The organism is Acinetobacter sp. FDAARGOS_559 (genome assembly GCF_003940475.1).
In the GTDB taxonomy this organism is placed as follows: Bacteria; Pseudomonadota; Gammaproteobacteria; order Pseudomonadales; family Moraxellaceae; genus Acinetobacter; species Acinetobacter baumannii.
Genome location: NZ_RKJG01000005.1, coordinates 1,516,853 through 1,534,037, shown reverse-complemented (window position 1 = coordinate 1,534,037; position 17,185 = coordinate 1,516,853). Strand labels below are relative to the sequence as shown.

Annotated in this window: 5 protein-coding genes and 1 pseudogene; 5 read left to right on the top strand and 1 reads right to left on the bottom strand. The window is 43.1% G+C overall.

What is annotated here, in order from left to right:
- Positions 1–11: 11 nt before the first annotated feature.
- Entirely contained in the window at positions 12–902 is an 891-nt protein-coding gene (gene sucD, locus EGS71_RS08755; RefSeq protein WP_000114637.1) for a succinate--CoA ligase subunit alpha, read from the top strand.
- A gap of 411 nt (positions 903–1,313) precedes the next feature.
- Here sucD and trpS read toward each other — a convergent pair whose 3' ends face one another.
- The gene (trpS, locus tag EGS71_RS08750; RefSeq protein ID WP_000072941.1) at positions 1,314–2,327 is read right to left on the bottom strand and encodes a tryptophan--tRNA ligase; all 1,014 of its coding nucleotides are present in this window, start codon (positions 2,325–2,327) and stop codon (positions 1,314–1,316) included.
- A gap of 207 nt (positions 2,328–2,534) precedes the next feature.
- Between trpS and EGS71_RS08745 the strand changes: the two genes are divergently transcribed.
- The 4 genes and pseudogenes from EGS71_RS08745 to EGS71_RS08730 form a co-directional block, all read left to right on the top strand.
- Positions 2,535–3,458, top strand: coding sequence for a DUF808 domain-containing protein (locus EGS71_RS08745; protein ID WP_000146248.1), 924 nt, complete (start codon positions 2,535–2,537; stop codon positions 3,456–3,458).
- A gap of 29 nt (positions 3,459–3,487) precedes the next feature.
- Complete coding sequence (locus tag EGS71_RS08740) at positions 3,488–4,387, top strand: neutral zinc metallopeptidase (protein WP_001267655.1); 900 nt, start codon at positions 3,488–3,490, stop codon at positions 4,385–4,387.
- A gap of 242 nt (positions 4,388–4,629) precedes the next feature.
- Positions 4,630–6,132 (top strand): cation:proton antiporter, encoded by a 1,503-nt coding sequence (locus EGS71_RS08735; protein ID WP_000526259.1) that lies wholly within the window; start codon positions 4,630–4,632, stop codon positions 6,130–6,132.
- 457 nt (positions 6,133–6,589) lie between these two features.
- Positions 6,590–17,116 (top strand): annotated as a pseudogene (locus tag EGS71_RS08730) (Ig-like domain-containing protein); the annotation flags it as partial.
- Positions 17,117–17,185: the final 69 nt, after the last annotated feature.

Here is a 17,185-nt window from a genome sequence, read left to right as displayed (position 1 = left end):
GAGTATCAATCATGAGCGTATTAATTAATAAAGACACTAAAGTATTGGTACAAGGTTTTACTGGTAAAAACGGTACTTTCCACTCTGCACAAGCTTTAGACTACGGTACAAAAGTTGTTGGTGGTGTTACTCCAGGTAAAGGTGGTACAACTCACCTTGACTTACCAGTATTCAACACAATGAAAGAAGCTGTACGTGAAACAAATGCAGATGCATCTGTAATCTATGTACCAGCTCCATTCGTTTTAGACTCAATCGTTGAAGCGGTTGATTCAGGTGTTGGCCTAATCGTTGTGATCACTGAAGGTGTTCCAACAATCGACATGCTTAAAGCAAAACGTTATTTAGAAACTAACGGTAACGGTACTCGTTTAGTTGGTCCTAACTGCCCAGGCGTGATCACTCCAGGTGAATGTAAGATCGGTATTATGCCTGGTCACATCCACCAACCAGGTCGTATTGGTATCATCTCACGTTCAGGTACATTGACTTATGAAGCTGTTGCTCAAACAACTAAGCTTGGTTTAGGTCAGTCTACTTGTATCGGTATCGGTGGTGACCCAATCCCAGGTATGAACCAAATCGAAGCTCTTCAATTGTTCCAAGACGATCCAGATACTGATGCAATCATCATGATCGGTGAGATCGGTGGTACAGCGGAAGAAGAAGCTGCTGAATTCATCAAATCTAACGTGACTAAACCTGTAGTAGGTTACATCGCTGGTGTAACTGCGCCTAAAGGTAAGCGTATGGGTCACGCTGGTGCGATCATTTCTGGTGGTCAAGGTACTGCTGAAGAGAAATTCGCTGCATTTGAAAAAGCAGGTATGGCTTACACTCGTAGCCCAGCTGAGCTTGGTTCAACTATGTTGCAAGTATTAAAAGAGAAAGGTTTAGCTTAATTGCTTCCTTGAATCTTTAAAAAATACCGCATCTGAAAAATGATGCGGTATTTTTTTGTATTATTGAAAGCTAAATAAAATGATGTAAGAAATAATCTGGCTAAAAAAGACAAAAAAATACGCAATGATTGGGGTGATCACTGCGTAGAACAACGAATCTGTTAAAAACAGTTTCGGCTTAAGGAGAAATGTCGTGAGGTTCATATCAACCTACTCAAGTTATATTAGTGATGCATTCTTATTTGTTCATTAAGGTTCACGTTAATTAGTGTTACTTCACGTTAAAAGGGTAAAAGCGTGTGAATCATAATAAATATATAGAAATTCTAAAGAGTTAAATTATTGAATCTAAATATAATTATAAAAAAAGCCCCGTAGGGCTTTTTTGATTTATATCTCTAATATAAAAAATTAGAACTTAAATAAGCCTAAGCCATCTTTAACTTCGTCCAAAGTCTGCTGGGTAATGATTCGACATTTATCAGTACCTTGGCGTAAAACATCCATAATGTAGTCAGGATCTTTAGCAAGTTCTTCTCGACGTTCACGTATAGGTGTAATTAATTCTTTTAGTACACCTTCAAGTCGTTTTTTAACTGTACCATCACCAAGACCACCACGGCGGTAGTGTGCTTTTAGCTCTTCAACTTCTTCTTTATTTGGATCAAATGCATCTAAATAAGTAAATACAATGTTTCCTTCAACTTGGCCCGGATCTTCGATGCGAAGATGATTTGGATCGGTATACATCGCATTTACAGCTTTTTTGATGTCTTTGTCAGAAGCATTTAAAACAATGGTATTGCCTAATGACTTAGACATTTTCGCTTTACCATCAAAACCAGGTAAACGAGCCATATTAGAAAGCAATGCTTTACATTCAGGTAAAAGGTCTTGACCAATTTGACGGTTTACACGACGCACGATTTCGTTAGTTTGCTCAATCATTGGAATTTGATCTTCGCCTACTGGTACTACAGTCGCTTTAAAAGCCGTAATATCAGCTGCCTGTGCTACAGGGTAGCAAAGAAAACCGGCAGGAATATCACGTTCAAAACCACGCATTTGAATTTCAGATTTGATGGTTGGGTTACGCTCCAAACGAGCTACAGTTACAAAGTTAAGATATAACATTGTAAGCTCATTCAGTGCAGGCAAGCATGACTGTACACAAATTGTGGTTTTAGTTGGATCAATGCCTACCGCTAAATAGTCTAGAGCAACTTCTAAAATGTTACGGCGTACTTTATCTGGGTTATCGGCATTGTCTGTTAACGCTTGTGCATCTGCTAATAAGAGATGTTGATGATGGCTATCCTGTAGACCTACACGAGAACGCAAAGAACCGACAAAATGCCCGAGGTGAAGTTGTCCGGTTGGGCGGTCGCCTGTCAAAATAATTGGACGCTGATCAACATTACTCATTATTTATTCCACTATGGTATTGGCTTAATCAGGGATAATAAGCCCTGCAATATAAAAGATTGGCATTATTGTACGGGAAATAAAATTTTTTCGTCAGCAATTGGGTAAACTTTTCTTAAAATAATATTGTGAATTTATTCAGTAAAATTACAAAAATTGAAAAAAATCATCTTACAATAGTTTAATAAATACAAACTTGGATAAGAAATGGCAAGTGGCTTACTTTTACTACTAGATGATATTGCAACAATTTTAGATGACGTCGCCTTAATGAGCAAAATGGCAGCAAAAAAAACTGCTGGTGTTTTAGGTGATGATTTGGCTTTAAATGCACAACAGGTTACAGGTGTCCGTGCTGATCGCGAATTACCGATTGTGTGGAAAGTTGCTAAAGGCTCCTTTGTTAATAAGCTCATTTTAGTTCCTCTAGCTTTATTAATTAGCGTGATTGCTCCTTGGTTGATTAATCCTTTATTAATGCTTGGCGGGCTATTCTTATGTTACGAGGGTGTTGAAAAAGTTCTTCATACCATTACACATAAAAAAGCCTCAACCTCAGAAGAAGCACAAAAAGAGTTTGATAGTGAAGAGTTAGACTTGGCGACTTTTGAAAAAGATAAAGTGAAAGGAGCTATTCGTACAGACTTTATTTTGTCAGCTGAAATTGTGGTTATTTCTTTAGGTACTGTGGCAACTGCAACTTTAATGACTAAAGTTAGTGTCCTCAGCATTATTGCAGTTGTAATGACGATCGGCGTTTATGGTTTGGTCGGCATGATTGTTAAGATTGATGACTTGGGTCTATATTTAACAAAACAGGCTGCTTCTTTTAAACAAACTATTGGTCGCGGGCTGCTTGCATTTGCGCCACTTTTAATGAAGTTATTGTCTATCGTCGGCACTATTGCGATGTTCTTGGTAGGTGGAGGGATTATTAATCATACGATTCCTTTACTCCATCATGTCACTGAAAATACAGTTGACCATGTGGAAACTATACCTGCTGTAGGCAACATCATTGGTGCTTTAACCCCAACGCTTATTAACTTTGCAATAGGAATTGTTGCTGGTGCAATAGTATTGCTTGTTGTTAGCTTGATACAAAAAATGTGGCCAAAAGCTTCTACTTAATCAGGCCATCTACAAAGAAGAGGGAAATTATGCGTTGGAGAGATCGTCGAGTCAGTACCAATGTTGAAGACCGTCGAGGCGGAGGCGGTGTTAGGGCAGGTGGTATTAGTATTATTGGTTTGGTTGTGGCATTTGTTGCATGGAAATTTTTTGGCGTTGACCCCCAACAAGCATATCAGGCAACGCAGCAGGTTACTGCTTCGCAACAATCAAATGCAACTGCACCCGAAAGTTTAACAGCCGAGCAAAAGGAAGCTTCTGATTTTGTTGGAACAGTATTAGCCGATACAGAGGATACGTGGACACCTATTTTTAAACAGTTAGGTAAAACTTATACGCCACCAAAATTAGTCTTGTTTAGTGGGATGATTCAGTCAGGCTGTGGTACAGCTCAGTCTGCAATGGGTCCCTTTTATTGCCCTGCAGATCAGAAGGTTTATATAGATACAGAATTCTTCAAAGATATGCGTGAGCAGATGGGAATATCTGGCGAACAAAATCAGACAGAATTATCGAGACAAGATCAGGCAGGGGACTTTGCCCAAGCTTATGTGGTTGCCCATGAAGTAGGACATCATGTCCAAACTTTGCTTGGTATCTCATCTCAAGTACAACAGGCTCGTGCGCAAGTCAGTCAAAGAGAAGGTAATCAGTTATCTGTACGTCAAGAATTACAAGCTGACTGTTTAGCGGGTATCTGGGCCAATCATAATCAACAACGTACTCAGTTTTTAGAGCAGGGGGACGTTGAGGAAGCAATGGATGCCGCGCAAAAAATTGGAGATGACTACTTACAAAAACGAGCAACAGGACAAGTCGTTCCGGATAGCTTTACTCATGGTAGTAGTGAACAGCGAATGCACTGGTTCCAAGTTGGTTTAAAAACTGGTGATATTAGCCAATGCGATACTTTTAATAATTCTATCTAAATCTATAAATAAGATGAGTTTACAAGGTGTTTAAGTAGGCTCATCTTTTTAATCATCCCTCCAACATAATTAATGTTAAGAAATTTAACTAATTGATAGAATGATTAACGTAATTCGTTAAACTTGTATTCCAACTTTTTAATTGCTTGGGCACACATGAGGTGTCTATTTTCTCGTTCTGTTCTGTTCAGTTCAGCTGTCTAGATTTTTTATTTGGTCATTGACCCAGAAGAAGGGTGTTCATGGGTAATTTTTTCTTATTACAAGCATTTACGGTTGTATTTGCCTTATCAATTGCGACCACCATATTTAATAAGCGTATTTTGGGCTTTCCTCAGGCTATCGGCGTACCTCTTGTTTCTGCGATTTTTGTCTTCATTTTGCAATGGGGAGCCAGTCTTTTAAATGGTAATCAATTCATTACTATCAATATTCATAATATTGAGGAAGCAGTACGTCACATCGATTTCTATGATTTTTTAATTAATGGTGTTATTTGCTTTATTCTGACGTCTTCAGCACTTAAATTTAAAATTTCAGATCTAAGAAGTTATTGGAAACAGATTAGTATTTTGGCCACTATTGCCTTGGTAATCTGCGCTGTATTGTTTGGTAGCTTACTTTACGGTTTCCAATTGTTAGTTGGACATCATGTACCAATTTTGGTTCTTCTATTATTAGGTGCAGCATTAGGTGCAACAGACCCGATCGGTATTAAAGGTGTTTTAAGTTCAATTCGTGCTCCTCATCATCTCATTGTTAAATTAGAAGGAGAATCTTTATTTAACGATGCGATGTGTATTGCCTTATTTATGACATTACTGAATGTTTTACAGGGTGAACATTTTTCATTGGTTGCGACATTAGAAGCTTTGCTTTATGAAATTGTGGTTGCTGTTGGTATTGGGTGGGCATTTGGGATAGGTACTTTACGCTTATTGCGTGGTAAACACGAAATGGAATCCCTGATTTTAACAACTGCATTACTTGCAAGTGGAGCATATTTGGTGGCTCTATTCGCCCATGCATCCGCACCGATTGCCTGCGTAATTGGTGGTTTAATCGTCGGCAATAAATGGAAAGAAATTCGCGAAGAGCGTGAGATCAGAGAGGTTAACCATTTTTGGCATACAGTAGAAGGGATTATCAATTCATTCTTATTTACCTTAATTGGCCTTGAGTTATTTATTCTTGACTTAAACTTTAGCCTGATTTTAGGTGGAATAGTTGCTTTCTTTATTCTCCATATTTCTCGTTTTGCCGCCAACTTTATGTCTTTTGCTTTCTTCCCAACAATGCGTAAGACCAAAAGTTACAATGGTAGTTTAACTATTTTATCTTGGGGTGGTGTTCGAGGAGGGATTTCACTCGCTTTAATTTTGGCGGTCGCGAATATTCCGGCGCTGAGTCCTTATAGTAGTATTCTGATTGGATATACCTTTATTAGCGTATTGTTATCTGGTGTAGTATGTGGACTTGGCCTTCCTGCGGTAATGAATGCGTTTTATTACAATCCTAATGAAGAAACGGAAGGGCTTAAAGGCTTTTATCAAAAGCTATGCCATAAAATGAATCGCCGTGGCTTTCAATATATAGTTGGAGAAGATGCATTAGGAAGAGAAACAATTACTATCTTTAACCCAGATGTTATTGTTGATCAAAAAACAGAAGACGGGATCGCAACCATGCATGATCCAAATAAGTTACAAGAAGTAAAACGTTTTGAAAGTCCCGATAATTTCTAAAGGTAAATAAAAAATAATTTTTATTTGAATATAAAAATGAGGCTTTAGTGTAATAGTAAAATATTATCTAAGGCCATTTTTTTTATATATATCATTATTAATATATTTTATTTTGTTGAGATATTAAAACTTGTTATATGAAAATTTAAATTAAAATAATTTTTAATGAATGTTCAATATTGAAAAATTAATTTTCTTTTACATATAAAAAAGTTAATAAGCTTTTTGAATAGATTATAAGTAGAAAAATCAGATTTTTATTTATATAAAATTTGTATTAGTTAATTTTTTTTCTTTAAGGGCTTTAGTATTTATTTTTTTTATTTTAAAGTGATTAACGTAAAAATGATCACATTACTTAATGTTTTTTAAGTTGTAGATCAAAAAACATGAAAACATTAAGTAAAAAGAATTATACATAAAATCATTTAAATCAATAATATAAAGGAATGTAGATATGCCTGAGATACAAATTATTGCTAAGGATAATCATAAGACCTTGGTAACCACAGAGGGAACTTCTGCAAAACTTTCAGAAGCGTCAGTTGTATTGGTGAAAGTGGCTGCCAGTGATGTATTGGTAGTGAATAGGGAGGGTACCAATGCAGTCATACGTCTGAAAAATGGCGAGACCATTGTTATTGAAGGTTTCTTTAGCGGAACAGCCGAGCCTAAAGATAACAGTCTGGTTTTCCAAGATGAAAATGGACAGTTGATTTGGGCAAAATTCAAAGATGCTGAAAATGATGCAGATGCTGATAGTGACGCAGATGCAGATGCTGACAGTGATGTGGAACCACAAGCACTTTTAGGTGAGGATTTACCAGCAGCTCTACCAGCAGAAGCTCCACAAGAGTTGGTATCTGATGTTATTTACCAGCCTATTTCTTCAATTGAACCTTTACTTTATGATGATGCAGGCGTGAACCCATGGTTATGGGCTGCTATTCCACTAGTTGCGGGCGGTATTATCGCCGCAGCATCAAATCATGATAGTAATGATGATTCTTCAACACCAACAGATACTACACCACCAGCTACTCCTTCTGTACCGAGTGGTTATCTGGACAATGTTGGACCTGATCAAGGAATCAAGGGGTCAGGAAGCAGCACAGATGATACGACACCAGGTGTTGTGATTTCTGCACCGGGTGCAGGTGAGACTCCGACTTTGTATGTTGATGGTGAGAAGGTAGCTGCAAGCTATGATCCTGTAACCGGTACACTAACGCCTACCACTCCGCTGGCAGATGGTTCACATCAACTGACTTATACGCTGACTGATGCAGCAGGTAATGAAAGTGCACAGAGCCCAGCAATAACAGTTACTGTAGATACATTAGCACCGGCTACTCCTTCTGTACCGAGTGGTTATCTGGACAATGTTGGACCTGATCAAGGAATCAAGGGGTCAGGAAGCAGCACAGATGATACGACACCAGGTGTTGTGATTTCTGCACCGGGTGCAGGTGAGACTCCGACCTTGTATGTTGATGGTGAGAAGGTAGCTGCAAGCTATGATCCTGTAACCGGTACACTAACGCCTACCACTCCGCTGGCAGATGGTTCACATCAACTGACTTATACGTTGACTGATGCAGCAGGTAATGAAAGTGCACAGAGCCCAGCAATAACAGTTACTGTAGATACATTAGCACCGGCTACTCCTTCTGTACCGAGTGGTTATCTGGACAATGTTGGACCTGATCAAGGAATCAAGGGGTCAGGAAGCAGCACAGATGATACGACACCAGGTGTTGTGATTTCTGCACCGGGTGCAGGTGAGACTCCGACCTTGTATGTTGATGGTGAGAAGGTAGCTGCAAGCTATGATCCTGTAACCGGTACACTAACGCCTACCACTCCGCTGGCAGATGGTTCACATCAACTGACTTATACGTTGACTGATGCAGCAGGTAATGAAAGTGCACAGAGCCCAGCAATAACAGTTACTGTAGATACATTAGCACCGGCTACTCCTTCTGTACCGAGTGGTTATCTGGACAATGTTGGACCTGATCAAGGAATCAAGGGGTCAGGCAGTAGTACAGATGACACGACCCCGGGTGTTGTGATTTCTGCACCGGGTGCAGGTGAGACTCCGACCTTGTATGTTGATGGTGAGAAGGTAGCTGCAAGTTATGATCCTGTAACAGGTACACTAACGCCTACCACTCCGCTGGCAGATGGTTCACATCAACTGACTTATACGCTGACTGATGCAGCAGGTAATGAAAGTGCACAGAGCCCAGCAATAACAGTTACTGTAGATACATTAGCACCGGCTACTCCTTCTGTACCGAGTGGTTATCTGGACAATGTTGGACCTGATCAAGGAATCAAGGGGTCAGGAAGCAGCACAGATGATACGACACCAGGTGTTGTGATTTCTGCACCGGGTGCAGGTGAGACTCCGACCTTGTATGTTGATGGTGAGAAGGTAGCTGCAAGCTATGATCCTGTAACCGGTACACTAACGCCTACCACTCCGCTGGCAGATGGTTCACATCAACTGACTTATACGTTGACTGATGCAGCAGGTAATGAAAGTGCACAGAGCCCAGCAATAACAGTTACTGTAGATACATTAGCACCGGCTACTCCTTCTGTACCGAGTGGTTATCTGGACAATGTTGGACCTGATCAAGGAATCAAGGGGTCAGGAAGCAGCACAGATGATACGACACCAGGTGTTGTGATTTCTGCACCGGGTGCAGGTGAGACTCCGACCTTGTATGTTGATGGTGAGAAGGTAGCTGCAAGCTATGATCCTGTAACCGGTACACTAACGCCTACCACTCCGCTGGCAGATGGTTCACATCAACTGACTTATACGTTGACTGATGCAGCAGGTAATGAAAGTGCACAGAGCCCAGCAATAACAGTTACTGTAGATACATTAGCACCGGCTACTCCTTCTGTACCGAGTGGTTATCTGGACAATGTTGGACCTGATCAAGGAATCAAGGGGTCAGGAAGCAGCACAGATGATACGACACCAGGTGTTGTGATTTCTGCACCGGGTGCAGGTGAGACTCCGACTTTGTATGTTGATGGTGAGAAGGTAGCTGCAAGCTATGATCCTGTAACCGGTACACTAACGCCTACCACTCCGCTGGCAGATGGTTCACATCAACTGACTTATACGCTGACTGATGCAGCAGGTAATGAAAGTGCACAGAGCCCAGCAATAACAGTTACTGTAGATACATTAGCACCGGCTACTCCTTCTGTACCGAGTGGTTATCTGGACAATGTTGGACCTGATCAAGGAATCAAGGGGTCAGGAAGCAGCACAGATGATACGACACCAGGTGTTGTGATTTCTGCACCGGGTGCAGGTGAGACTCCGACCTTGTATGTTGATGGTGAGAAGGTAGCTGCAAGCTATGATCCTGTAACCGGTACACTAACGCCTACCACTCCGCTGGCAGATGGTTCACATCAACTGACTTATACGTTGACTGATGCAGCAGGTAATGAAAGTGCACAGAGCCCAGCAATAACAGTTACTGTAGATACATTAGCACCGGCTACTCCTTCTGTACCGAGTGGTTATCTGGACAATGTTGGACCTGATCAAGGAATCAAGGGGTCAGGAAGCAGCACAGATGATACGACACCAGGTGTTGTGATTTCTGCACCGGGTGCAGGTGAGACTCCGACCTTGTATGTTGATGGTGAGAAGGTAGCTGCAAGCTATGATCCTGTAACCGGTACACTAACGCCTACCACTCCGCTGGCAGATGGTTCACATCAACTGACTTATACGTTGACTGATGCAGCAGGTAATGAAAGTGCACAGAGCCCAGCAATAACAGTTACTGTAGATACATTAGCACCGGCTACTCCTTCTGTACCGAGTGGTTATCTGGACAATGTTGGACCTGATCAAGGAATCAAGGGGTCAGGCAGTAGTACAGATGACACGACCCCGGGTGTTGTGATTTCTGCACCGGGTGCAGGTGAGACTCCGACCTTGTATGTTGATGGTGAGAAGGTAGCTGCAAGTTATGATCCTGTAACAGGTACACTAACGCCTACCACTCCGCTGGCAGATGGTTCACATCAACTGACTTATACGCTGACTGATGCAGCAGGTAATGAAAGTGCACAGAGCCCAGCAATAACAGTTACTGTAGATACATTAGCACCGGCTACTCCTTCTGTACCGAGTGGTTATCTGGACAATGTTGGACCTGATCAAGGAATCAAGGGGTCAGGAAGCAGCACAGATGATACGACACCAGGTGTTGTGATTTCTGCACCGGGTGCAGGTGAGACTCCGACCTTGTATGTTGATGGTGAGAAGGTAGCTGCAAGCTATGATCCTGTAACCGGTACACTAACGCCTACCACTCCGCTGGCAGATGGTTCACATCAACTGACTTATACGTTGACTGATGCAGCAGGTAATGAAAGTGCACAGAGCCCAGCAATAACAGTTACTGTAGATACATTAGCACCGGCTACTCCTTCTGTACCGAGTGGTTATCTGGACAATGTTGGACCTGATCAAGGAATCAAGGGGTCAGGAAGCAGCACAGATGATACGACACCAGGTGTTGTGATTTCTGCACCGGGTGCAGGTGAGACTCCGACCTTGTATGTTGATGGTGAGAAGGTAGCTGCAAGCTATGATCCTGTAACCGGTACACTAACGCCTACCACTCCGCTGGCAGATGGTTCACATCAACTGACTTATACGTTGACTGATGCAGCAGGTAATGAAAGTGCACAGAGCCCAGCAATAACAGTTACTGTAGATACATTAGCACCGGCTACTCCTTCTGTACCGAGTGGTTATCTGGACAATGTTGGACCTGATCAAGGAATCAAGGGGTCAGGAAGCAGCACAGATGATACGACACCAGGTGTTGTGATTTCTGCACCGGGTGCAGGTGAGACTCCGACCTTGTATGTTGATGGTGAGAAGGTAGCTGCAAGCTATGATCCTGTAACCGGTACACTAACGCCTACCACTCCGCTGGCAGATGGTTCACATCAACTGACTTATACGTTGACTGATGCAGCAGGTAATGAAAGTGCACAGAGCCCAGCAATAACAGTTACTGTAGATACATTAGCACCGGCTACTCCTTCTGTACCGAGTGGTTATCTGGACAATGTTGGACCTGATCAAGGAATCAAGGGGTCAGGAAGCAGCACAGATGATACGACACCAGGTGTTGTGATTTCTGCACCGGGTGCAGGTGAGACTCCGACTTTGTATGTTGATGGTGAGAAGGTAGCTGCAAGCTATGATCCTGTAACCGGTACACTAACGCCTACCACTCCGCTGGCAGATGGTTCACATCAACTGACTTATACGCTGACTGATGCAGCAGGTAATGAAAGTGCACAGAGCCCAGCAATAACAGTTACTGTAGATACAACTGCGCCAGTTTTGACAATTAGTACATCTGATTTGGTTCTCGCATCGGGCGAAGCTGCAACTATTACATTTGAATTTAGTGAACCCGTTAGTGAATTTTCAGTTTCAGATGTAGTTGTTAGCGGTGGTGTACTAAGTAATTTTATTCAAGTTGATGCAAATACATGGACAGCAATTTTTACTCAAAGTGGATCAGTAGCACCAAGTATTAGTGTAGCTGATGGGGCCTATACTGATATTGTTGGCAATACCGGTAAAGGTGACGTTCTGGATGGAGCAGATGGTTTTATTTTTAATCCCTTAGCAGTTGACTTGATTGGTGAAATCACTATTCCAGCAGATATAAATAACGATAATATTCTCAATGCTAATGAGTTAGGAGCAGATAAGACATTTACTGCTCAGATTACTTTAGGTAGTGATGCGGCTGTAGGAAATATTATTAGTGTAAATGGTATAAACTATACAGTAGTACAGGCAGATTTGGATGCTGGGTTCATAACAGCAGAAATTATTGTAACTGTGGATGGAGATTTATCTGTTCGTGCAGAAGCACGTGATTCTGCTGGTAATACAGACATTGCCGATACAACTATAAAAGTGATTACAGTTGACACGACAGCACCTATTACGCCTTCTGCACCAACAGGCTATCTGGACAATGTTGGACCTGATCAAGGAATCAAGGGATCAGGCAGTAGTACAGATGACACGACCCCGGGTGTTGTGATTTCTGCACCGGGTGCAGGTGAGACTCCGACCTTGTATGTTGATGGTGAGAAGGTAGCTGCAAGTTATGATCCTGTAACAGGTACACTAACGCCTACCACTCCGCTGGCAGATGGTTCACATCAACTGACTTATACGTTGACTGATGCAGCAGGTAATGAAAGTGTACAGAGTCCTGCACTGTTACTGACAGTGGATACGACAGCGCCGAGCTTGGTGATTACGGCCCTGGACCCTGCACTCACTGCGACTGAATCGACAACAATCAGCTTTACGTTTAGCGAGGCGGTCAGTGGCTTTGATATTGATGACATCACGCCAGTAGGCGGTACGCTGAGCAATCTGGTCCAAAGTACAACCAACCCGAATGTCTGGACAGCTACGTTTACAGCTGACGGCAGTGGTGCGGCTCCAAGCATCAGTGTTGCAGACGGTGCCTATACAGACCTTGCAGGTAACTTGGGTACAGGCGATGTACTCGATGGTACGGACGGCTTTGTGGTTGATACGCTAGCTCCGGCACCGGTGATTACGATTGATCCTGTAACGAATGCAATCACGATTGACTTTGGTGAAGCAGTCAATGCGGTTGATGGCAGTCCGCTTACGGCAGATGCGCTTGAGGGATTGCTGGACATTGCTAACGGTAAATTGACAGACCTTGTAGACAACGGCGATGGCAGCTTCAGCGGTACGCTGGTACCGGCTGCGGACTTTGAAGGCGATGTGGTTGTGAACGTACCGGCAGGTATTGTTACGGACGTGGCAGGTAATGCCAACCTGACTGCAACAGAGAGCCTTACGGTCGATACATTGGCGCCGGGCTTGGTGATTACGGCCCTGGACCCTGCACTCACTGCGACTGAATCGACAACAATCAGCTTTACGTTTAGCGAGGCGGTCAGTGGCTTTGATATTGATGACATCACGCCAGTAGGCGGTACGCTGAGCAATCTGGTCCAAAGTACAACCAACCCGAATGTCTGGACAGCTACGTTTACAGCTGACGGCAGTGGTGCGGCTCCAAGCATCAGTGTTGCAGACGGTGCCTATACAGACCTTGCAGGTAACTTGGGTACAGGCGATGTACTCGATGGTACGGACGGCTTTGTGGTTGATACGCTAGCTCCGGCACCGGTGATTACGATTGATCCTGTAACGAATGCAATCACGATTGACTTTGGTGAAGCAGTCAATGCGGTTGATGGCAGTCCGCTTACGGCAGATGCGCTTGAGGGATTGCTGGACATTGCTAACGGTAAATTGACAGACCTTGTAGACAACGGCGATGGCAGCTTCAGCGGTACGCTGGTACCGGCTGCGGACTTTGAAGGCGATGTGGTTGTGAACGTACCGGCAGGTATTGTTACGGACGTGGCAGGTAATGCCAACCTGACTGCAACAGAGAGCCTTACGGTCGATACATTGGCGCCGGGCTTGGTGATTACGGCCCTGGACCCTGCACTCACTGCGACTGAATCGACAACAATCAGCTTTACGTTTAGCGAGGCGGTCAGTGGCTTTGATATTGATGACATCACGCCAGTAGGCGGTACGCTGAGCAATCTGGTCCAAAGTACAACCAACCCGAATGTCTGGACAGCTACGTTTACAGCTGACGGCAGTGGTGCGGCTCCAAGCATCAGTGTTGCAGACGGTGCCTATACAGACCTTGCAGGTAACTTGGGTACAGGCGATGTACTCGATGGTACGGACGGCTTTGTGGTTGATACGCTAGCTCCGGCACCGGTGATTACGATTGATCCTGTAACGAATGCAATCACGATTGACTTTGGTGAAGCAGTCAATGCGGTTGATGGCAGTCCGCTTACGGCAGATGCGCTTGAGGGATTGCTGGACATTGCTAACGGTACATTGACCGGCCTTGTAGACAACGGCGATGGCAGCTTCAGCGGTACGCTGGTACCGGCTGCGGACTTTGAAGGCGATGTGGTTGTGAACGTACCGGCAGGTATTGTTACGGACGTGGCAGGTAATGCCAACCTGACTGCAACAGAGAGCCTTACGGTCGATACATTGGCGCCGGGCTTGGTGATTACGGCCCTGGACCCTGCACTCACTGCGACTGAATCGACAACAATCAGCTTTACGTTTAGCGAGGCGGTCAGTGGCTTTGATATTGATGACATCACGCCAGTAGGCGGTACGCTGAGCAATCTGGTCCAAAGTACAACCAACCCGAATGTCTGGACAGCTACGTTTACAGCTGACGGCAGTGGTGCGGCTCCAAGCATCAGTGTTGCAGACGGTGCCTATACAGACCTTGCAGGTAACTTGGGTACAGGCGATGTACTCGATGGTACGGACGGCTTTGTGGTTGATACGCTAGCTCCGGCACCGGTGATTACGATTGATCCTGTAACGAATGCAATCACGATTGACTTTGGTGAAGCAGTCAATGCGGTTGATGGCAGCCCGCTTACGGCAGATGCGCTTGAGGGATTGCTGGACATTGCTAACGGCACATTGACCGGCCTTGTAGACAACGGCGATGGCAGCTTCAGCGGTACGCTGGTACCGGCTGCGGACTTTGAAGGCGATGTGGTTGTGAACGTACCGGCAGGTATTGTTACGGACGTGGCAGGTAATGCCAACCTGACTGCAACAGAGAGCCTTACGGTCGATACATTGGCGCCGACACTTGTAATCAGCGCAACTGATACGAATCTATCCTTGGGTGAATCGACAACAATCAGCTTTACGTTTAGCGAGGCGGTCAGTGGCTTTGATATTGATGACATCACGCCCGTAGGCGGTACGCTGAGCAATCTGGTCCAAAGTACAACCAACCCGAATGTCTGGACAGCTACGTTTACTCAAGACGGTACTCTAACTGCACCAAGCATCAGTGTTGCAGATGATGCCTACACGGACCTTGCAGGTAACTTGGGTAAAGGCGATGTATTCGATGGTACGGACGGCTTTGTGGTTAATACCATTGATGCTATTAATGATAATGTAACGTTTGATCCAGGTACGTTTGTAAGTACTATTTGGGACGCACCAATAATAGCTCAAGATATTAATGTTCTTGATACCTCTATTATTGGTGATACTTCAATGAATGTTGAGTTTTCTGTCCCTAGAAATAGCGCAGATATTGGTACAGGTCATGAAGGTGATGTTGTTATTCAAGTAAGCCAAGACAATTTGATAGCAGTTGCTTCCGGGTTTAGTGTATTAGTCGAATATTTTGATGGGGCTAATTGGGTACAATACACCACGGCTACAACTACAAATGGAGGTTTAATTGCTGATGCGCTTGGTTTAGGGGTTTTAGGTATTGTAGATGATGGCAAAACAATAGCTGTGCATCTAACAGGTGTACCAGAAGGTCAATATCGTGTTGTAGTGCAGAACGATAGTAGTGCTATTGGTGATTTATTAGATGATTTAACATTAGCACAACTAGGTGACCAAGGTATTTTATTAGGAGCTGACAATCAGGATGCTGTATTAGATGCGGTAGAAACTGCCTTAAATGGTCAAGTATTAAATTTAGGAACTCTAGTAAGAAATGTTTTAGAACCACTGTTAAATATTGCTAATGCTGCTGGTGAAACATTAGCTGTGACTGATATTGTCGCAGCAATTGTGAAAATACCATTAGTTGGTAGTCTTTTAGGTGGTGTTGATACTGTTTTAGATTATATTGCAGACGCATTGGTTGATAATTTACTTAGTGTACTTGAGTTTACCAATGTAACCATCAATGGTTCAGAAACTTATTACACTACACCACAAGTATCAGGTAATGTTTTTGATGACAATGGATCTGGAGCAGATGATCGTGGTAATAGTGATGCAGCACTTGTGACCAAAGTAGATGGAGTTGATGTCCCTACTGATGGTACAGATGCCGTGATTAAAGGTTTGTATGGTACCTTGTATATTAATAAAGATGGTGTTTATCGTTATGTGCTGAATGGTAGTGTAGATTCTAATGGTCAGGTAGATGATTTTACTTACACTTTATCAGACGGTACTCACTCAGATACAGCCGTTTTAACTATAAGTGTGGCAGATGTTATTGCACCAAAAGCACCAATTGTTTCTTCATTGGATGAAACCACCGTTACTGGTGTTGCTGGAGCTGCGGAAGCTAATAGTGTTATTAATGTCTATGGTGGTACAGACAGTGATGGCGATGGTATTCCGGATACATTACTTGGTACAACTACAGCTAATCCTGATGGTAGTTATACAGTCACGTTGAACCCTGCAATCGCTTTAGGGGACACAGTGGTTGTTACTTCAAAAGATGCGGCTGGCAATATTTCTACACCAACAATTGCAAGTCTGCATAATATTGTCGCGCTTGATGATCCTAACCAAACTAACTATGAGTTATCTACTACAGCAGATCGTCCAAATATTAGTGGTGGTATTTTTACTTTAGCTAATGCTGGTGTTCTTGGAGATTTAATTGATTTAGATCTGAGTGCTACATCCGCTCCTGGTGTGACTGTCGGTACAAATGAACAAATCACTTTAACATTAACGGCAAGTGGGTCTACTGGTTTAGATATAAGTGCAGTTGGGAATTTAATTGATGCTATTTTAGGTGGAAATATTGGTGGTAGTCTTGATTTGATTATTGCTAAACAAACATCAACAGGTAGCTATGAAGTTTATAATACTATTGCTAATGCATATACGTTAAACAATAATGTTTTAACTTTTACCGCGTCTGGTTCGCAATCCATATCTTTGGATGATGCTGGTGTCTATAAATTTATTCTTGCTCCAAATTCCTCAACCTCGAGTGCTTTAAGTAACTTATTATCTCTGAACTTATTAGGTAATTTAATATTATCGTCTAACGATGTAGTAGCAACGTAAGCATCCGGCTAACACAGCCTTACCAAGCGGTCCTATAAGCCTTAATTTAGTTCCCACCTAAAAACA